The sequence below is a fragment of the Nocardia sp. NPDC004860 genome (assembly GCF_040609015.1).
Taxonomy (GTDB): Bacteria; Actinomycetota; Actinomycetes; order Mycobacteriales; family Mycobacteriaceae; genus Nocardia.
Genome location: NZ_JBEXJI010000003.1, coordinates 83,375 through 102,235, shown reverse-complemented (window position 1 = coordinate 102,235; position 18,861 = coordinate 83,375). Strand labels below are relative to the sequence as shown.

At 67.9% G+C, this 18,861-nt stretch carries 18 protein-coding genes and 1 tRNA gene; 12 read left to right on the top strand and 7 right to left on the bottom strand.

The window, feature by feature from the left end; genetic code table 11:
• Positions 1 to 120 precede the first annotated feature (120 nt).
• From ABZV44_RS08085 to ABZV44_RS08075, 3 genes are all read right to left on the bottom strand, one after another.
• A complete protein-coding gene (locus ABZV44_RS08085) occupies positions 121 to 1,308 on the bottom strand; it encodes a BTAD domain-containing putative transcriptional regulator (RefSeq protein WP_354833319.1) in 1,188 nt (395 codons plus the stop codon).
• Positions 1,309 to 1,444: 136 nt separating this feature from the next.
• A complete protein-coding gene (locus ABZV44_RS08080) occupies positions 1,445 to 3,505 on the bottom strand; it encodes a glycosyltransferase family 39 protein (RefSeq protein WP_354833317.1) in 2,061 nt (686 codons plus the stop codon).
• A 256-nt stretch (positions 3,506 to 3,761) separates the two neighbouring features.
• Positions 3,762 to 4,673, bottom strand: coding sequence for a hypothetical protein (locus tag ABZV44_RS08075; RefSeq protein WP_354833315.1), 912 nt, complete (start codon positions 4,671 to 4,673; stop codon positions 3,762 to 3,764).
• Between the two features lie 172 nt (positions 4,674 to 4,845).
• Between ABZV44_RS08075 and ABZV44_RS08070 the strand changes: the two genes are divergently transcribed.
• The 3 genes from ABZV44_RS08070 (at position 4,846) to ABZV44_RS08060 (ending at position 9,220) form a co-directional block, all read left to right on the top strand.
• On the top strand, positions 4,846 to 5,943 hold the full coding sequence (locus ABZV44_RS08070) for an LLM class flavin-dependent oxidoreductase (RefSeq protein WP_354833313.1): 1,098 nt from the start codon (positions 4,846 to 4,848) through the stop codon (positions 5,941 to 5,943).
• Positions 5,940 to 7,301, top strand: a complete 1,362-nt coding sequence (locus ABZV44_RS08065; protein WP_354833312.1) for an NtaA/DmoA family FMN-dependent monooxygenase — start codon at positions 5,940 to 5,942, stop codon at positions 7,299 to 7,301. The genes ABZV44_RS08070 and ABZV44_RS08065 overlap by 4 nt, the downstream gene beginning before the upstream one ends.
• Before the next feature lie 140 nt (positions 7,302 to 7,441).
• The gene (locus ABZV44_RS08060) at positions 7,442 to 9,220 is read left to right on the top strand and encodes an APC family permease (protein ID WP_354834054.1); all 1,779 of its coding nucleotides are present in this window, start codon (positions 7,442 to 7,444) and stop codon (positions 9,218 to 9,220) included.
• A 213-nt stretch (positions 9,221 to 9,433) separates the two neighbouring features.
• Here ABZV44_RS08060 and ABZV44_RS08055 read toward each other — a convergent pair whose 3' ends face one another.
• Positions 9,434 to 10,486, bottom strand: a complete 1,053-nt coding sequence (locus ABZV44_RS08055) for an alpha/beta fold hydrolase (RefSeq protein ID WP_354833310.1) — start codon at positions 10,484 to 10,486, stop codon at positions 9,434 to 9,436.
• A gap of 94 nt (positions 10,487 to 10,580) precedes the next feature.
• On the opposite strand from ABZV44_RS08055, the gene ABZV44_RS08050 reads away from it, so the two are divergent.
• The 5 genes from ABZV44_RS08050 (at position 10,581) to ABZV44_RS08030 (ending at position 13,707) form a co-directional block, all read left to right on the top strand.
• Positions 10,581 to 11,186 carry a TetR/AcrR family transcriptional regulator gene (locus ABZV44_RS08050; protein ID WP_354833308.1) on the top strand — a complete coding sequence of 202 codons (606 nt, stop codon included), beginning with the start codon at positions 10,581 to 10,583 and terminating at the stop codon, positions 11,184 to 11,186.
• A complete protein-coding gene (locus tag ABZV44_RS08045; RefSeq protein ID WP_354833306.1) occupies positions 11,183 to 12,082 on the top strand; it encodes an SDR family oxidoreductase in 900 nt (299 codons plus the stop codon). The genes ABZV44_RS08050 and ABZV44_RS08045 overlap by 4 nt, the downstream gene beginning before the upstream one ends.
• A gap of 242 nt (positions 12,083 to 12,324) precedes the next feature.
• On the top strand, positions 12,325 to 13,170 hold the full coding sequence (locus ABZV44_RS08040) for a universal stress protein (RefSeq protein WP_354833304.1): 846 nt from the start codon (positions 12,325 to 12,327) through the stop codon (positions 13,168 to 13,170).
• A gap of 59 nt (positions 13,171 to 13,229) precedes the next feature.
• Positions 13,230 to 13,303, top strand: a tRNA-Leu gene (locus ABZV44_RS08035).
• 164 nt (positions 13,304 to 13,467) lie between these two features.
• On the top strand, positions 13,468 to 13,707 hold the full coding sequence (locus ABZV44_RS08030) for a hypothetical protein (protein WP_354833302.1): 240 nt from the start codon (positions 13,468 to 13,470) through the stop codon (positions 13,705 to 13,707).
• A gap of 111 nt (positions 13,708 to 13,818) precedes the next feature.
• On the opposite strand, the gene ABZV44_RS08025 is transcribed toward ABZV44_RS08030, so the two are convergent.
• The gene (locus ABZV44_RS08025) at positions 13,819 to 14,757 is read right to left on the bottom strand and encodes a hypothetical protein (protein WP_354833300.1); all 939 of its coding nucleotides are present in this window, start codon (positions 14,755 to 14,757) and stop codon (positions 13,819 to 13,821) included.
• Between the two features lie 122 nt (positions 14,758 to 14,879).
• Positions 14,880 to 15,389: a barstar family protein gene (locus ABZV44_RS08020; protein ID WP_354834052.1), complete on the bottom strand. Its 510-nt coding sequence runs from the start codon at positions 15,387 to 15,389 to the stop codon at positions 14,880 to 14,882.
• A gap of 698 nt (positions 15,390 to 16,087) precedes the next feature.
• Between ABZV44_RS08020 and ABZV44_RS08015 the strand changes: the two genes are divergently transcribed.
• From ABZV44_RS08015 to ABZV44_RS08000, 4 genes are all read left to right on the top strand, one after another.
• On the top strand, positions 16,088 to 16,711 hold the full coding sequence (locus tag ABZV44_RS08015; protein WP_354833298.1) for a DapH/DapD/GlmU-related protein: 624 nt from the start codon (positions 16,088 to 16,090) through the stop codon (positions 16,709 to 16,711).
• A gap of 187 nt (positions 16,712 to 16,898) precedes the next feature.
• Positions 16,899 to 17,339: a hypothetical protein gene (locus tag ABZV44_RS08010; protein WP_354833296.1), complete on the top strand. Its 441-nt coding sequence runs from the start codon at positions 16,899 to 16,901 to the stop codon at positions 17,337 to 17,339.
• A 53-nt stretch (positions 17,340 to 17,392) separates the two neighbouring features.
• On the top strand, positions 17,393 to 17,605 hold the full coding sequence (locus ABZV44_RS08005; RefSeq protein ID WP_354833294.1) for a methyltransferase domain-containing protein: 213 nt from the start codon (positions 17,393 to 17,395) through the stop codon (positions 17,603 to 17,605).
• On the top strand, positions 17,578 to 18,159 hold the full coding sequence (locus tag ABZV44_RS08000) for a hypothetical protein (protein WP_354833292.1): 582 nt from the start codon (positions 17,578 to 17,580) through the stop codon (positions 18,157 to 18,159). Before ABZV44_RS08005 ends, ABZV44_RS08000 begins: the two co-directional genes overlap by 28 nt.
• A 44-nt stretch (positions 18,160 to 18,203) precedes the next feature.
• Here ABZV44_RS08000 and ABZV44_RS07995 read toward each other — a convergent pair whose 3' ends face one another.
• On the bottom strand, positions 18,204 to 18,785 hold the full coding sequence (locus tag ABZV44_RS07995) for a helix-turn-helix domain-containing protein (protein ID WP_354833290.1): 582 nt from the start codon (positions 18,783 to 18,785) through the stop codon (positions 18,204 to 18,206).
• Between the last annotated feature and the right edge of the window lie 76 nt (positions 18,786 to 18,861).

Sequence of the window (18,861 nt, the reverse complement as noted above, 5' to 3'; positions counted from 1 at the left end):
ACCGTTGAGGATCGCCGACCGAGCTTGGGGGTTCGTGGCGGTGAGGGGGATCAGTAATGAAGGGTCAGTTAATCATTGGCTCCGGACGTCGCGGATCTGTCATGTGTCATTCACTGCTGTTCAGCCGGCGTTGTCCTCGTCGCGAACCAGCAGGAAGACCAGTTCGGTATCGCCGATGCGCAACACCGCTCCATCGGACAATAATCCGCTGTCGGCAACCCGTGCGCCATCGACATAGACGCCGTTGGAGGAGTGCAGGTCCTTGATCACCCAGGTGTGCCCGTTGTCGATGAGCAGCGCGTGGTGGCGGCTGACCCGGCCGTCGGCGAGCGCGATGTCATTGTCGGACAGGCGGCCGATGCGGGTCGTGGAGCCGGTCACCGGGAAGACGTTCCCGGAGCGGTCGCGCAGCAGCGCCTGCGGCTCGTGCCAGCTGCGGTCCACGATGGTGGTGGCGCGGGTGGCCGAGGCCGCCGCGACCGCCGGCACACTGAGCTGATCCTGGCGCAGGATGCGTGATTCCAGCTCCCGGATGCGATGGCCCGGATCGATGCCGAGTTCCTCGGCGAGGATGCCGCGCAGCCGGCGGGCCGCCTCGAGCGCGTCGGACTGCCTGCCGGTCAGGTAGAGCGCGGTGATCAGCTGCTCCCAGAGCGATTCCCGCAGGGGATGATCGCGCACCAGCAGGGCCAGTTCGGAGACCACGCCCTCGGCGCGGCCCTGGGCGATATCGGCCTCGGCGCGGGCCTCGATGACGCCGATGCGCTCGTCGTCGAGGGCGACGGCGTAGGCGTCGGCGAAGCCGAGTCCGCGCAGATCGGACAGGACCGGTCCGCGCCACTGGGCGAGCGCGTCGGAGAGGGCGTCGGCGGCGGCGGCGAACCGTCCGGCGGCGAGGGCGCGCAGGCCGTTCTCGCGGCGGGCGCGGAAGCGGAAGACATCGCAGGCCGGGTCCGCGAGCACGATGCGGTAGCCGGTGCCCATGTGCTGCAGCATGTTCCGGGCGTCGATGCCGCCGTCGCGCAGCGGCTTGCGCAGATTGGAGATGATGGCGTGCAGGCTGACGCGTACGTCGGGCGGCGGATTGTCCTCCCAGACGGCGCTGGCCAGGGCCTCGACGGATACCGGACGGTTGGCGTTGATCGCCAGGTAGGCGAGCACGGCGCGCTGTTTGGGCCCGCCCAGCGGCTGGGCCACCCCGTCGATGGTCAGCTGCACCGGGCCGAGCACCCCCACCCGCGCGCGCACCTCGCCCATCGCCGACCTCCCACCCGGCCCCAGCTGTCGCCCGTCACTGTAGCTATCCACGGCTGCCCCTCGCATCCACCGAATTCCTCTCACCGAACTGGTCGGTCCCCGGCCCGAATTCGTTCCACCCGGGCGCGAATACGACGGGCATGCACTGGTGCCCGCACCAGTGCATGCCCGTGGATGCTGTCCCCGGTCAGGGGTTGAGGTTGTAGACCTCCACATTGCCCATCATGGTGACCGGGTAGTTCGCCTTCACCCAGGCGGTGATCTGGGCGGAGGTGGACTGATCCGACTCCGAATTGCCCAGGCCGGACTGCGGGTTGCTCGGCTGACCGGCATTCGGCCGGCCACCCCGAGAGTTGTTGTCCTGTCCGGATTCTTCGCGCTGACGCACCAGCAGGTAGCCGATCTGGTGGTCGGCGACGTACTGCTGGAACTGGGCCAGCGTCGGTGAATCGTCGCGACCGCTGAAGCCACCGACCGCGAGCAGCGCCTTGCCCGTGCTCAATTCGAGCGAGCTGACGTCCTGAGCGCCGATAGCGGCTGCGGCCCAACGGGTGTCACTGCCCGCGATGAGGCCGGCGATCTGCGGGTCGGCCACGCCGCCGCGCTGGCCGGGGCCGCCACCGTGTTCGCTGCGGGGCGGACCGGCGGTCGGGCTGCCGCCATTGTGCACCTGGGCGACGGTCTCGAGGGTATAGACGGTGGGACCGAGCAGCCCGGCGAGCAGGGCGAATACGCCGATGGCGAGTGCGAAGCGCGGCAGCTTCGGGGCGACCAGCAACGCGGCCGCGGCGACCACCGAGAGCGCCACCAGGGTCCAGCGCAGCCACGGCAGCCATTCGGGGGTGCGGTGCAGCAGCACGAACGACCACCCGCCGGCGGCGAGCGACATAACCGCGAGGGTGCCGCGGGCCGCGAGATGCGTACGGCGCCGCCACAATTGGGTCGCGCCGATGCCGATCAGCGCGGCCATCGCCGGCACCAGTTCCATGGCGTAGTACGAGTGGAAGCTGCGGCTCATGTAGCTGAGCACGGCCCCGGTGACCAGCAGCCAGCCACCCCACAGCAGCAGGCCGGCGCGCACGCGATCGGTGCGCGGCAGCCGGCGGGCCAGCCACAGTCCGGCGATCAGCGAGATCAGCGCGGCGGGCAGCAGCCACGAGAATTCGGTGGCGAGCTCACCGCTGAACAGGCGGGTGAGACCGGGCTGCGAACCGAAACCGCCGAAGCCGCCGTGCATCTGGGACGGGTCGGCATGCTGGGCCGGGTCCGGTGTGGGCATCGGGGGCGGCGTGGGCCGGTGGCCGCCGCCGTTCTTGTTCCCCAGCACCCGGCCGAGGCCGTTGTAGTCGACGGCCAGTTCCCAGAGGCTGTTGCTGGTGGAACCGCCGATGTAGGGCCGGGATCCGGCGGGCCACAGTTCGACCAGCGCCACATACCAGCCCGCGGACAGCACCAGGGCCACGCCCGCGGACGCCAATTGCGTGATGCGCGTGCGCCATCCGCCCGCGCCGGCCACCAGCACCACCAGCGCGAGGCCGGGCAGCACCAGGAAGGCCTGCATCATCTTGGCGAGGAAGCCGAAGCCCATGAGGACGCCCGCGCCGATCAGCCAGCCGGTGCTGCCGGACCAGAAGCGTTCGCCGCGCGCGTCGATGGCCCGCACCGTGCAGTACGCGGCGGCCACCAGCAGCAGGAGCATGAGGGCGTCGGGATTGTTGAAGCGGAACATCATGGCCGCCACCGGGGTCACCGCGAGCGCCGCGCCGGCGATGAGGCCGGCCGCCGGGCCGGCCCAGCGCCGCACCGCGGCGATGAGCAGCGCGACCGCGGCCACGCCCATGAGGGCCTGCGGCGCGAACATGGACCAGGAGTTGAAGCCGAAGATGCGGCCGGACAGGCCCATCACCCACATGGCTGCGGGCGGCTTGTCGACGGTGATGGAGTTCTGCGGGTCCAGGGACGCGAACAGCAGGGCCTTCCAGCTCTGGGTGCCGGACTCCACGGCGGCGGCGTAGTAGCCGTTACCCCAGCCCGCGCCGCCGAGGCCCCACAGGTAGACGACGGCCGTGGCGATCAGCAGCGCCAGGGTGGCCGGTCGCTCCCAGCGCGGCTGCCCGGGCGAGGTGAGCAGCGTCGCCCACCGCGACGCGCGCCTACCCTCCGACAAGGCTGCGTTGCCCTCCCCGATGGCGGCGTCGCCGCCTCCGGAGGAGGCCGCATCGCCCGCGACGCTGGTGATGGTCGACATGCCACCCGCCTTCCTGTGTTCCCAGATTCCGATTGACCTCGCGGAGCCTAGGCGGCGGGTTTCGAACCGAGCTTCAGGTCGGCTGGGAGTTCCCTGTGAGAGACCACGAGGGCGCCTCTACCTGGGCAGACAGCAGGAAGGGCAGCCATCCGGATGCCCTTCCGCGTGTCGTCCGCGCTGCGGACCGCGTTGTTCGGTTGTCGCGCTCCGGGGACATCGGCGGTCGCACATGGCTGCTCCGATCCGGGCCGGTGGGTCAGACGGTGGGCAGGGTGAAGGCGGCGGTGCGGACCTTGTCCGCGTGCTTGAAATCGAGGAACAGCCGGTAGGTGCCGCGGCCGGGAACGGCGGTGTGGAAGGTGATGTCGGGGCCGGGCGCGGTGACGCCGTCGCCGGGCTCACCGTTCGGGTGCACATGGACGTAGGCCAGATCGCCGGCGCGCAGGATCACCAGATGGCCGTAGGCCGCCAGGTAGGGCTGCAGATCGGTGACGGGCGCACCGTCCTTGCGCACGGTGAGGGTGAGCAGGCGGCCCTCGCCGGGAACCAGATCGCCGTCCAGGGTGACCTCGTAGCCGTCGACGGTGATGGTGCGCTGCGGTTCCGGCGCGGTGCCGGGCCGGTAGTCGCCCGCGATGGCGAAATCGGCTCCCAGCGTGATGGTCTTGCCGAGAGCGCGCGGCGCGATGTCGGTGAAGGCGCGGTAGGCGCCCGCCTCGGGCAGGTTCAGCCGGACGGTCCAGGTGCCGTCGGCCTGTCGCTCCGGGTGCACGTGCCAGAAGCCGGTCAGCTCGCGCTGCACGACGATCAGGTGCAGTTCCTTGTCGTGGATGGCGTCGAAGTCGTTGACGGGCAGGCCGTCCGGGCCCAGGATGCGGAACCGGAACTCGATTTCGCCTGCGGCTACGACCTTTTCGGCCAGGTCGAGGGTGTAACCGTCCTGGGTGATCTGGAGTCCGCCCGGCAGGCCGCCGTCGTCGTGGCCACCGTGAGCGCCGTGCGCCTCGTGGGCCGCATGAGCCGCGTGTTCGCCGTGCCCGGCATGGGCCGCGTGATCGGCATGGTGGGCATGAGCAGTGTGGTCGACCGGGGCCGCGTGGTGCGCATGCGCGGCGTGGTCGCCGTGAGCCGCGTGGTCGTGGTGTCCGGTGTGCGCCTGGGTGGTCATTTCTCTTCCCTCTCAACTGCTTCGGTGCCTTACAAAAGATCAAGTTAATACCCCCCAGGGGTATGTGCAAGAGATGCTGTTGTGAACTGGATCACCGCCGAATCAGCGCGGGTTCGGATCACCGTGACGGCAACCATGGCCGGAGGAGCACGGTTCGACAATCGTCCAACCCATGGCGAGCGAGAGCGAGTACCGAACGGGCCTGTTCGCGTTGGGAATCGAACTCGACGGGGAGGGTCACCACCCCGCCGCGTGGCATCGAGCCGGACACGAACCAGACCGTCTATTGCATCCACAGACCGTGCGCACCCGGGTCCAGGCGGCGGAGAACGCGGGCTTCACGTTCGCGACCTTCGACGATGCCCTGAACCCCGGGCCCGGTCCGGGCGGGCGGCTCGATGCCACCACCCGCGCGGCCTTCGTCGCGGCCACCACCAGCACCCTCGGCCTGGTCCCGGTGTCGGCGGCGACCTACGCGGAGCCGTTCCACCTGTCGTCGCAGCTGGCCTCGCTGGACTATGCCGCGCGCGGCCGGGCCGGCTGGCTGGCCGTCGACGAGCCGGGTGCGGCGCGGGCCTGGGGCGCCACCGCCCGCGCGACCCCGGCCGAGATCCGGCGCGAGCGCGTCGATGCCGTCGAAGTCGCACGGCGACTGTGGGATTCGTGGGAGGACGACGCGGTCGTCCGCGACTACGCGGCCGGGAAGTTCCTGGACCGCGACAAGCTGCACTACATCGATTTCATCGGCGAAACATTTTCGGTGAAGGGCCCGGCCATCGTGCCCCGGCCGCCACAGGGACAGGTCGTCGTATTCGGTTACGGCGCAGCGGGAACCGAGGGCATCGACGTGGCACTGGTGAGCGGAACCACGCTGCCCGAGATTCACGAGGCGATCGAGAACGCCCGAGCGGGAGGGGTTTCGCGCGTACTCGTGGATATCGAGGTCACCCTGGACACGCCGACCGCGACCGCCGCGGAACGCCGCACGGATCTGGACGGTCACGGCGACCCCGGATCCACTGGGCGACTGTCCTTTTCGGGCTCGCACGCCGAGCTGACCGCCCGGCTCACCGAGCTGGCCCCGATCGCCGACGGCGTCCGCCTGCACCCGGCCGTCGTCGACGAGGACCTTCCCGTCCTCGCCCGCTACGTCCTCCCCGCCCTGCTGCGCGCGGGTCTCGCTCATCGCCCGGTCCCCGGTTCGACGCTGCGCGCGAATCTGGGCCTGGCCCGCCCCGCCAACCGCTACGTCAAGGAGCTCGCCCGATGACCGAGGTCCCCTTCCCCGACGCCCAGGTGCATTTCGGGGTCTTCTTCCAGGGCGTCAACCACCACACCATCTGGGCGGATCCGAGCAGCGGTTCGCAGATCGACTTCGAGACCTTCCGCCGGGTCGCCACCACCGCCGAGCGCGGCCTGTTCGACGCCTTCTTCCTGGGTGAGGGCCTGCGCCTGCGCGAACAGGACGGGCAGCTGCTCGACACCGATATCGCCGGACGGCCCGACGCCATCACGCAATTGGCGGCGCTGGCGGGAATCACCACGCGAATCGGCCTGGTGGCCACGCAGAATGCCACCTACAACGAGCCCGCCGATCTGGCGCGCCGGCTGGCGAGCCTGGATGTGCTGTCGGGCGGGCGCGCGGGGTGGAATGTGGTGACCACCGACAATGCCTGGACCGGTGAGAATTTCCGGCGCGGCGGATTCCTGGATCACACCCAGCGCTACGAGCGCGCCGCCGAATTCCTGAGCCTGGCACGGGAGATCTGGGATGCCTGGTCCGGCAATGCCATTGCCGCGACCCGCGACCACGAGAGCTGGCTGCACCCCGGCGCGGTGCGCGTGGTCGAACGCGACAGCGCGCAATTCAAGGTCGCGATCACCCCGACGGTGCCGCGGAGTCCGCAAGGTCATCCGGTGATCTTCCAGGCGGGCGTCTCCCCCGCCGGTCGCGATTTCGCGGCCGCGCAGGCGGAGGTCATCTTCTCCCCCTTCGGCACCGATTTCGATCCGGCCCTGGAATTCGCGAACGATATTCGTGCCCGGCTCGTCGCGGCGGGGCGGCCCGCCGACGATATCCGGATTCTGCCCGGCACCCAGATCGTGCTGGCCGAGACCGCCGCCGAGGTCGAGGAGAAGCGGCGCTGGGTGCTGGAGCAGCAGATCACCGGCGCGACGGCGCTCTCGCTGGCGGGGCAGGTGTGGGGACGGGATCTGTCGCACCTGGATCCGGACGGCCCGCTGCCCGCGGAAGATCCGGCGCCGTCGGTGATTTCGTCCACCCGCGGCGCGCAGCGGGACGGGCAGGACCGCGCGGCGATCGTGGCGCAGTGGCGGGCGCTGGCCGAGTCGAAGGGGCTGACACTGCGGCAGGTGGCCGTCGAGACCACGGCCCGTTTCGGTTTCGCGGGCACGCCGGGGCAGGTCGCCGATGAGCTCACCCGCTGGGTGCGGCACGGCGCGAGCCACGGCTTCAACATCACCCCGTGGCGGGTTCCGGCTGGTCTGGACGAGATCGTGGACCTGCTGATCCCCGAACTCCAGGAACGCGGTTCGTATCGGACCGCCTACACCGGCGTCACCCTGCGCGAACACCTGGGCCTGCGCCCGCCTCTCACCCGGCGCTGACGCCTGCTCACCGCTCCGCGCAAAAATACGCCGGAAAGCGGTGTCATACCGCGAGGTGCGGGCGGCGGCCGCGTTCAATGAGGGCCGTGGTCGAGACACTCGAGACTCCGAAGCGGCATCCGCTGACCGTCGACCGGCGGATGCGCCGCGATCAGCGCGGGGACGCCTACCGGCTGACCGCGCTGGGCGGGCTGGCGGCGCTGTCGCTGGACGCCCTGTCGAGTGTGGCCTACGGCCCGGAAGCCATTGTGCTGGCGCTGATTCCGGCCGGGATCGGGGCGGTGTCGTGGACGCTTCCGGTGTCGCTGGCCATCACGGCGCTGCTGCTCGTGCTGGTGCTGTCGTATCGGCAGGTCATCGCGGTGCACCCGGATGGCGGCGGCGCGTACGCGGTGGCCAAGAAGGATCTCGGGCGCGGGGCCGCGCTGCTGGCGGCGGCCAGCCTGGTCGTCGACTACGTGCTGACCGTGGCGGTCAGCCTGGCGGCGGGCGCGGCCAGCCTGGCCAGTGCCTTCCCCGCCCTGGCCGATCATCTGCTGCTGGTGACGCTGCTCGGGCTGGTGGTGCTGACGGTGCTGAACCTGATCGGCATCGCGGAATCGGCCAAGGTGCTGATGGGGCCGACCATCGTGTTCATACTGGCCATCTTCGCGGTCATCGCCGGCGGCTTCCTGCACCACGATCCCGTCGCGATCATCGGCACCGACCTGGGTCCGGTGGAGCCGGTCGAGTCGGTGGGAATCGTGTTGCTGCTCAAGGCGTTCTCGGCCGGCTGCTCGGCGCTGACCGGTGTCGAGGCCATCGCCAATGCGGTGCCCGCCTTCCGCACGCCCGCGGTGAAACGCGCCCAGCACACCGAGATGGCGCTGGGCGCGCTGCTGGGGATCATGCTGATCGGGCTGTCGATGCTCATCCGGCAGTACGACATGGTGCCGCGCGGGGACGTGACGATTCTGGCGCAGCTCTCGGCGGCCGCGTTCGGCACCGGCTGGATGTTCTATCTGACCAATATCGCGGTGACCGTGGTGCTGGTGCTGGCCGCCAACACCAGTTTCGGCGGGCTGCCGGTGCTGCTCTCGCTGCTGGCCAAGGACCACCGGGTGGCGCATGCCTTCGCCATGCGGTCGGAGCGGCCGGTGTTCCGCTACGGCGTGGCCGCGCTGGCGATCCTGGCGGCGATCGTGCTGCTCATCGTGAAGGCGGACACGCATCGGCTGCTGCCGGTGTTCGCGATCGGCGTGTTCATCGGATTCACCATCAGCCAGACCGGTCTGGTGCGGCACTGGCGCGAAGTGCGCGGGCCGGGCTGGCTGCCGCGCGCGCTGCTCAATGGTTTCGGCGCGGTGCTCACCGCTGTCGCCGGGGTGGTGCTGATGCTGGAGAAGTTCCGTGAGGGCGCGTGGCTGCTGTTGATCATCATCCCCGCCCTGGTGCTGCTGTTCGCGCGCACCGAGAACTACTACGCGCAGGTCGCGAAGATGCTGGGGCTGGGCCGGATTCCGCCCGCGCCGGCGCCCGGCACGAAGACCAGCCTCATCGTGGTGCCGGTGGTGGCCGTCAGCGCGCTCACCGAACAGGCCCTGACCACCGCGCTGCGACTGGACGGCGAGGTGGTGGCGGTAGCCGTGGCCATCGAACCGGACTCGGCGAAACATCTTGGAGCGCAATGGAAGAAGTGGGATCCTGGCGTGCCGCTCATGGTGCTGCCCGCTCCGAACCGCAGCCTGGTGGCCACGCTGGTCGGATACGTGCGCAAGCAGACGGCCAAGGGCCACCAGGTGACGGTGCTGCTCACGCAGGTCGAGACGCGCCGCTGGTGGCATCGGCTGCTGCACAATCCGCGCGGGCCGGTGCTCACCGCCGCGCTCCGCGCCCGCACCGATGCCGTGGTGGCGACCCTCGCCGTGCGGGTGGATTGATCACGGCCGTGCAGGGGGCGAATCGTCCGCTATGCCCGAGACCCGCTACGCCTCCTAGCGTTCCGGGAGCTGGCCCGTGGCACAGCGGGCGTAGGTGTTCTCCGGGTTCACCGTGCGGCACGGCCGATGTGGTGGCGACCGCCGGCGGACGCGACATGCCCGTGACGGTGGTGTGGCCGGAGGGTGCCGGGCGGCCCTGAGCCGCCCGCCTGGTCACCAAGGGGCGGTCGAGACCAGCCAATCGACCATGATCCGGGTCGCCTCCGGCAATTTGGTGATCGCACAGTGCCCGGTGTCCGGGAGCAGGTGCACCGCGGTGTCGCGGCGGCCCTCGAAGACCAGGGTGTCGGCGGCGGGGATGTGCACGTCATCCGCGCCGTTGAGCACGAGCATGGGCGCGTTCCAGTCCCGATCCAGCCACTGCCGCAGCGTGAACGGGGACATGCGCTGCGCGAGTTCGGCATCGGTGGGCTCGGTGTCGAAACCCAGTGCATTGCCGATGATCCCGCGCATGCCGTAGGCCCAGGTGCGGTCCGGGTCGAAGGCACGCTCGATCGGGCCGCCCAGCACGATCGCGGCGTCCACCTCGGCGGCCAGGCCGGAGCGGGCGGAGAACCAGCCGCCCATGGAGATGCCCAGATGCGCGACCCGGCCATTGCCGAGCGTGCGGGCGCGGTCGATGATCGCGCGGACCACGCCGTAGCCGCTGTCGGCGGACATGGGCACGGGTGTCTCGCCGGTACCCGGAATGTCGAAGGCCAGCACGCGCATTCCGGTACGCACGGCCATGTCGGCGAACAGCGAGTGCAGGTCGATCTTCCAGGAGTCGACGCCGCCGGAGGCCAGCAGAACGGGGTCGGCGGCCGACCAGCCGGGCGGGGTCAGCAGGTGCACCGGGACGTCGATCCGCACGCCGCGATAGGGAGCCTCGACGGTCAGCCGGGTGAAATCGAGGCCGAAATCCGGAGCGGCGAGCAGATATTGATCAACCTGCTCGGACAGCGCCGCGCATTTGGACTCGTCGGCCAGGGTCGGGAACTTGGCCCAGCCGTAGGCCAGCGCCGCGAGCCGGTGCCGTCCGGTGGACGCGTATCCCCCGGCCAGGGTGGACCATTCGTGCACCCAGCCGCCCGGTCCGTCGAGCCACATGTCCGTGATGGCCGCCCGCGTGGTGTCGACGTCGGCCTGCGGCAGGCCGGTACCCACCATCTGCGGGTATCGCTCGACGAAAAGGTCCTGCGGGTCGATCTGCCAGTGGAATGCCATTCGATCCTCCTGCCGCTAACGCAAAGATGGTTGCGTTTAGGACGGTAGACCTAGGCCGAATCTAACGCAAGATTCCTTGCGTTAATATTGCCGGGTGACCGATTCCGAAGTTCGCCGCCGGACCGGCGGCCGCTCCGCACGCGTCCGGCAGGCCGTGCTGGACGCGACCTTGGAAGTGCTGGCCGACAATGGATTCGACCAGCTGAGCATCGGCGCGGTCGCCACCCGGGCGGGCGTGCACGAGAGCTCGATCTACCGGCGCTGGAAGACCCGCGAGCGGCTGATCTTCGACGCGATGCTCGAGCACAGCGCGGAGAACCTGCCCGTGCCGGATACCGGATCACTGCGCACGGACCTGATCGCATTCAACCGATCCATGGTGGCGATCGTCGATTCGCCACTCGGCACGATGCTCGGGCGGGCCATGGCGAGTGCGAGCGACAACCCGGAACTCTCGGAATCCCGCGCGGAATTCTGGCGGGTTCGCCTGGACGGCGCACGCGTGATGCTCGATCGCGCCGTCGGACGCGGCGAGCTGGAGACGGCTCCGGACCCCTGGCTGGTGCTCGAAATACTGACGGCGCCAATTCATTTCCGCAAACTGCTCACCCGGGAGCCACTGTCCGGCGACTACGCCGAGCGGGTCGTCGACCTCGTGCTGACCGGGCTGGTTTCGGCAGGCGAAAGGACATCGGAATGATCGTGGTGATGGGAGCGTCCGGGGAGACCGGCGGCGCTGCGCTGCAAGGGCTCCGAGAACTCGGGGTGCCGTGCCGTGCCCTGAGCCGGGACCCCGCCCGATTGCGAGATCGGCTCGGCGAGGTGCGCGGCGTGGAGTTCGCGGCCGCCGATGCCGCCGACCCGGAATCGCTGCGCGCGGGGTTCGACGGCGCGTCGCAGCTGTTCCTCACCATGGTGAACGGCCCGCGGCAGGTCGAGTTCGAGACGCGCGCCATCGATCTGGCGGTGAGCAGCGGTGTGGAACACATCGTGAAGCTGTCCGCGCCCGCCGCCGAACCGGACTCCCCCGTCGCGATCTCGCGCTGGCACTGGGCCATCGAGGAGCAGCTGCGCGGGTCCGGTGTCGCGCATACGATTCTGCGGCCGTACGCCTTCATGCAGAAGCTGCGGACGCTGGCTCCCGGGTTGGCGGAAGGCGTCATCGTCGGAGCGATGGGCGACACGGCCTGCAACTGGGTCGACTGCCGTGACATCGGGGATGTCGCGGCCGCCGTGCTGACCCGGCCCGAACTCCGGGGGCAGGTACACACGCTCACCGGCGCGGAGGTCTTCGGCTATCCGGAGATCGCGGCGCGGCTGTCCCGCTTGCTCGGCCGTCCGATCCGCTATGTCGATGTACCGCCGGAGGCACTGCGCGACAACCTGATTCGGCAGGCGCATCTGCCCGATTGGCTGGCCGCCCACGTGACAGAGATCCAGCTCCTGGCCCGGACCCGGCTCGAGCGGCCCACGGGCGTGGTGGCCCACATACTGGGGCGTGCGCCGCGCACCCTGGATGACTTCCTCGCCGAAAACCTCACGCACTTCCGCCGAGCCGGCGGTCCGCCCCCGGGCCTTGACCTCAACGTGGGTTGAGGTACCAGGATGCCTGCATGGGCTGCTCGCAGCCCGGCCCCGCGGCCCCGCCGAGTCCCCGTACACCCCTCGGCTGGGCCGCGGGTGTGTTCCGCCGCCGGTCCGGGACCTGACCGGAATTCCCGTGACCCGGATCGCGGTGCCGCTCGGCCGCGGCGGGCCCGCGTCGGCGTAGGGTCGATGGCGACCGCTCAGCTATCCCGCAGCCGCACCGCGTGATTCACGATGGGAGAGGACTCAGCATGTCGACAGGGGAAGCCGTCATCGTCGCCGTGGACGAATCGGCCGGTTCGGCCGTCGCCTGGGCGGCCCACACCGCCGCCCTGCACCACGCGCCCCTGCACCTGCTGCGCGTCCTCGAGATCACCCCTGATCAGGGTCTGGGCCTGGGCACCGCGATCACCAGCGAGGACTACTCCCGCCTGGAGGAACACGGCAACTGGCTACTGGAAACCGCCGCCGAGGAAGCCGCCAAGATCTCCCCCGGCCTCACGGTCACCACCGAATTGAGCACCGGCGCCGTGGTCCCCACCCTCCTCGAACGCACCCGCGACGCCCGGATGGTCGTGGCCGGCGCCCGCGGCGGCGGCACCCTGCGCCGCGCCCTGCTCGGCTCGGTCAGCTCGGTTCTCGCCCGCCGCTCCCACTGCCCGTTCGTCGTGGTCCGAGACGGCGTCCCCCTCCCCCCCGATCTGCTCACCCGACCCATCCTGGTCGGCGTCGACGGCACCAAGATCAGCGAGCCCGCCATCGCGGCGGCCCTCGACGAAGCCTCGGTCCGCGGCGTGGCCGTCATCGCCCTGCACGCCGAAGGAGCCTCCGACGACCCCGAAATGGACGCCCTCGACGACTACGTCCTCGCCGAGAGCCTGGCCGGCTGGCAGGAGCGCTACCCGAACGTCCGCATAGACCGCGAAACCTCCCACGACAGCCCCGAACGCTCCCTCCTCGAACTCTCCTCCAGCACCCAGCTTCTGGTGGTGGGCACCCGAGGCCGAGGCGGCTTCGTCAGCAAGGTCTTCGGCTCCACCAGCCAATCCCTCCTGCTCTCCGTCCAAACCCCCATCATGATCGCCCCCACCCCCTGACCCGCCCCCCAAATACCTGCTACCAGCACGACCGTACGGCTCGGTAGTCTGACCCAGACGCCCCCGTAGCCCAATTGGCAGAGGCAGCGGACTTAAAATCCGCCAAGTATCGGTTCGAACCCGATCGGGGGCACTGAAAAAGTGCTGGTCAGCGCAGTGTGGAACGGGTGTGGCAGGTCGGTACAGCCTGCCGTGCCACCCCGATGCCATCCCGGCACGGTTACATCTCCGCAGACGGCACATTGTTTGGTCCGGCGAACGTTGGGATTCATTCTGTGGCAGTGGCATTGGAGGCGGGTGACCCCGACAAGGCTGCGCGCGAAGGCTGCGCGCGAAGGCTCGGCCCTCGTACTCCTCAGGGAGATCGCGCCGCCGCGTGCGGGGCACCACTGGCAGGACGTGAGCCGCGCGTGGCTGATGATCGGTAAGCCGGACCAAGCGCTGAACGCGCTGAATCGGGCGAGGCGTGTTGCCTCGCAGCAGACCCGGTTACATCCCTCGGTCCGGGAAACCGTCTACGGCATCGCGGCGGTGTAGCGCAGGCAGACCAACAGCCTCACGGGGTTCGCCTCCTGGATCGGCGTCCAAGTTTGAGGACATATTTTTCCGCCACAGCCGGGAATCTGAATACAGAGCGTTGTCAGCAAGCTAATTAGGTAGGGGTGACCAGTCATCTCTTATAAAGACGATCTCACCGTCGGAATTGACGGTGGATACGGAAAATCCTCGAGTGCCGTGCGCGTACCTTTCGATTCGCTTCTGCGCGCGTAGATGTCGCATCACACGGCGGCCGACCCGGTTCCAATTCGCTGGCTGTTCTTGCCCTGCTGTGAGCCAATCGGGCCGAACGTTGTTCTCATCGTGCCAGAGCTGCAATTCTGTTGCCCTCGCGCGTAACTCGTCTTTCTGAGCTTCGCTCCGCGTATCAATCTCGGTCCAGAACCACTCGTAGAACTTCCGGACCGACTTCATGTAGCTCTCGATGATCGGAGCCAGGTCAAAGTGGGCGTCCTGACGTTCGAGGTATGCCTTCGCCGCGGCACCCCAGCTGTCCCAACGCAGCAGTTTGTCACGGTCCAACTGCAGCGTGTTGACGTGAATAACTGGACCGCCGTTCTCCCACTTGATAGTCGTGCCGAGGGCTGGAAGCGGCACAGAGTAATGCGTGCAGTAGTTCCGCAGCTTGACCATGAACTCAGCTTCGCCCGTGGCGAAAGTGGCTCGAAGCTGGTCCGCGTAGTCCTTTCTCTCGAACTCCGACTTCTCGTCCTTGTTTTTCGATGGCCAGCGGTGGCGCATCACCACTCGTTGGGCGTCGATCAGAGACGTGACGGACGCAAGGTAGTTGTGAAGCAAGCGCACCAGCTCGTTGACGTACGTGTCCGATACGTCGTTCACGTGCTGCCGCGACGAGACGAACTGTCCGACGTGATCCGCGAGCTCTTTGCCGTTCGCACCGATGATGTACGAACACCGGTTCATCGCATCAAGATCCGCTTTGAGGCGTGCGCCTGGGAGCACTTCGATCAGCGCCTTCCGTCGCTCCATCTCGGCAACGAGGGGGGTTCGGTATTCCCGCTGTTCCACAGCTCACGAGGCTATCAACGGGCACCGACAGCCTGCTACTGAAATATGGACATGACTACCCCGCCGACCTTCGACCAAACAGCGGCACCACATTTCCCGGAAGCGACTCCGGCGCAGGGGAGTCAGTGACGTTCGGCGCGGAGAGCAGCGCATTGGGCGGTTCGGGCAGGTTGTTGCCTGCGCCGCCTTCTTCCTCGGGCACACGAACACGAGCACGAGTGAATATTCGCCCATGCCGCATTCCGCGCTGACCGAACCGGCCAGCGCGGAGCGCCAGCGGCCGGAACCCGTTGCGGTGCAGAACGTCCGCTACTGCCGAATTCAGTGCATTCGAGGTAGAGACCCAATGCAAGATGACCTCGATGCCCTTCTCCTGCAAGATCTCCAAAAAGCAATTCGAACGGGGTTTGCCCGCCGGCCACCTGCTGGTCTGCCGCCAGGTGGTCCTGCGCCTCATCGGAGTGCAGCCATTTCAGCGTGAACGGGCTTGTAGCACCCCAGCCTCCGCGCAGACAGTCCACCAAAGCATCGAGGTTCCAACCGAAATAGCCCCCAGGGCCGTTGATCGCCTCTCCGAGAGCACAGTAGAAGCTGTCGATGTCAGTGACAGCCTGTCCATCCAATGTGAACACGTGGCCTGCGGCATGATCCAGCCTGCCTCGCCGCTGGTGCGCACTCGTCCACAGCGCCACGGCCAGCAATGCCGTCCTGTCTTCTGCGTCGAGCCCGCGCCAGATATCCCGACGGTTCAGCCGGCCGTCGCGGATGAGATTCCAGACCCACTCACCACCATACTTCGCGTTATTGCACCACAGGGTGACAACGAGATCGACCAAACCTGCTCCGAGGCTCGACGGACGAGCCGCGGTAATCGTCATCCTGTCAACGAAATAGGAGCCCATCGATGCACCGTCGCGGTCGAGAACGTCGAGCCAAGCGCTGCCGACCTGGACTCCGCCTACAGATCGGGAGTCCAGGCACTTTCGCAGGCTGCCCTGTGGGGCACAACCCAGCAAGTCGACCTCACGGCGGTCCTCCTCGGCCCGCAATGTGAAAAGTCCTCGGACGTCGTGGACGTCACCCCAATGGTCGTCGTCTTCATCCCCTGTCAGGGTGCACATTCCCAAGCCACCGCACTGACGGACTGACATCTCCACCCCCTTTCACGAGCCGCTTATCCTATGAGCTCTCACATCGGCGGCATAGCCAGAAGCTCTCCCGAAACGCGCGCTTCTGCCGCATACCGCGCTGACCGAACCGTCTAACGCCGGGCATCGGAAGATCAACTGGCCGTGCGGATCCGACGCCGGCGGAACGTCCGCTTCTGCCGATGAGCGAGCATCCATTCGCCAGTCAGATGCGCAAGTATGGCGGGATGGCGAGCGATAATTTCATGCTGATCCACGATTCCGAGCTCCTTGCCCAGGGCGAACGGGTTCTCGGTGCCGAGTTCAAAGCGATGCACGAGCGGGTTGTGCAGGTCACGGAGTTGACCTCCCGGCTCAACATCCTGCCCTTCGACGACGAGACCGGAAAGACAGCCCTGCTCGAACAGATCCTGGGCCGCCCTCTCCCAACCGGAGTCACGATTTACCCACCCTTTTACACCGACCATGGACTTCACCTCGACTTGGCCGAGCGCGTGTTCATCAATCAGGGGTGTACCTTCCTGGACTACGCCGGTATCCGGTTGGGCCGGGGCGTGATGATCGGCCCGAAAGCCACTTTCATCACCATGGGCCACCCGGTAGACCCGGAGGAACGGCGCCGATTCCTCACCGGTGCCCCGATCGATGTGGCGGAGAATGTATGGATCGGTGCAGGGGCGATGATCTTGCCCGGGGTCAGCATCGGGCGTGACGCGGTGGTCGCCGCAGGTGCAGTCGTGGCTGATGACGTGCCAGCGAGGAGCATGGTGGCTGGGCCCAAGGCCGCTGTGCGCCGAGATTGGTAGCGCGAGGCAGCGGCGGTTTCACCTTGCCGCTGAACGCACTAATTTTGCCGCGTGGCGCGCTGATCGGATTGAGTTCGCGCGAAATCACTCTCGGAGACCGCCCCTGAAAATCGGGGGCTGCCGTCGTGAATTATGCGCCGCTACAGTGGGTGTCGGGTCAGGCTGATAAAGGAGAGTTGACATACGCATGGCGCAACGGATGACGGTCGGCCTGGGCGTCGCCGCCCTGATCTCGGCCGGACTCGGGGTGCTCGCCCCGCAGGCCAGCGCCTGGAACGCCAGGGACGTGGCCCCGGGGCTTACGTGCGGGGACGACTTCTACTGCCACAACAGCACCGACGACGTGTATTTCGTGACCGCGCGGGTGACCTGCTCGATCGGCGGCGGCGTCCACGAGACCCGCAGCCGCATCGGCCGCGGTCTGACCGAGCGGGTGAAAACCGACTGCCCGAGCTACAACAAGCCGGGCGGATACCACACCGAGTCGACCATGGACAAAGACGGCTGGCACCACAGGCGGGTCGAGGATCCGGGCACCCGGGAGCAGACCTTCCCGGTTGGCGTCGAATACCTGCACGCCGAGACCGGGCCCGACGCCGTACCCGCGCCTTCGGGTTCCGCGGGCTGATCCGGAGCGGCTCGCGCGGTGGGCGCTCCAGCAGCAGGATCTCGACCATCTACGTGCGCTGGAGACCCTGCTCCGGCGGCGGCATCGACGTGCTGCTGTCCGTGCGCCGGGTCGGAGAGACCGGTAAGGCGTTCGGCGTCGATATGACCGACGAGATGCTTGCCCTGGCCCGGGAGAACGCGGCCAAGGCCAGCGTGAGCAATGTCGAGCTCGTGAAGGGACGATCGAGGCGGTTCCTTTGCCCGACAACAGTATCGACGTGGTGATCTCCAACTGCGTGATCAACTTCTCGACCGACAAACCCGCACCAACGTCAGGAAACTCTGACAATCAGGGTGCTGACGGCTCTCCTAAAGCGGGCGTCCCGGCCGCCCGACCGGCCCGCAGCGACCTTCAATCACAGCAATGCGATCAAGCAGACAAACGCCCGAATCTGCTGCTACAGAGCATGATTCGCGCACCGTCAGCTTCGACCAACCCCACCAACAGTCGAGAAGTGCCACCTTATCCGCCAAGTGACGGTTCGAGCCCGTCCGGGGGCACTACGAAACCGCTGGTGAATCGCTCTCGGACACACCCGCTTGCATCCCCCGATACGCACTCAGCGGGACGCCGATTGCGGTCAAAGAAGTGCTACTTCGAGCTGATCCGGCGGGGGCTGAAAGGGGCTGCGGCAGCACGGATCGCTGTGGTTCCTCGACGCCGGCGGGAACTCGTTCCCGACCCGACGGGAGATACCAGCTATGGTCGGCCAACAACCAGGCGCTGCTGCGTCGGAAGCGACCTGAGTCCAACAAGATTCGCGACAACGACACACTGATTCTGTTAGGCCCGTCGAGAAGTTTTGCAGCACAACAATATTCACTATACAGCCTTGATCAGCAGCCCGTCGGACAGCAGGGTGAGCAAGCGGCGCCAGTCGCCGCTGCCGGAGCGAATGGTGGCGGACAGTGCGCCGACGACCATGTAGACATCGGCGACGGTCAAGTCCGGACGCACCGTTCCAGCGGCCCGGTCGGATTCGATGAGCGCGCCGATGATCTCGGCGAGCTGTTCCCGTGCCGCGCCGCGCGGTTCACTACCGCGCGATTGACGGGCGGCTTCGATGGCGGCGGACAATCCGCTGTCGGCCGCCAGGGTTTCGCCGACATGGGTCAGATAATCCAGCACTGCCCGGCCGGGCTCGGCGTGGTCCAGACATTCGGTGCGCGCGTACTCCTCGATCTCGGCGAAGCGTTGCGCGGCCGCGGCTTCGATCAGGTCGGCCTGGGCCGGGAAGTGCCGGTACACGGTGCCGATCCCGACACCCGCAGCCCGCGCCACCTCCGGCAGTTGGACCTGGCTTCCCCGCTCCGCGAACAGGTTTCGTGCGGCTTCCAGGATGCGGTCACGATTGCGTGAGGCGTCCGCACGCGGCTTGCGCGACGGCGACGATGGGCTTGACACTCGGGTCCCCTTCCGACCTACACTCGAAACGGATCCGGATTCCGGTTCCGTTTTTCTTGAGTCGAAGGGTACCACC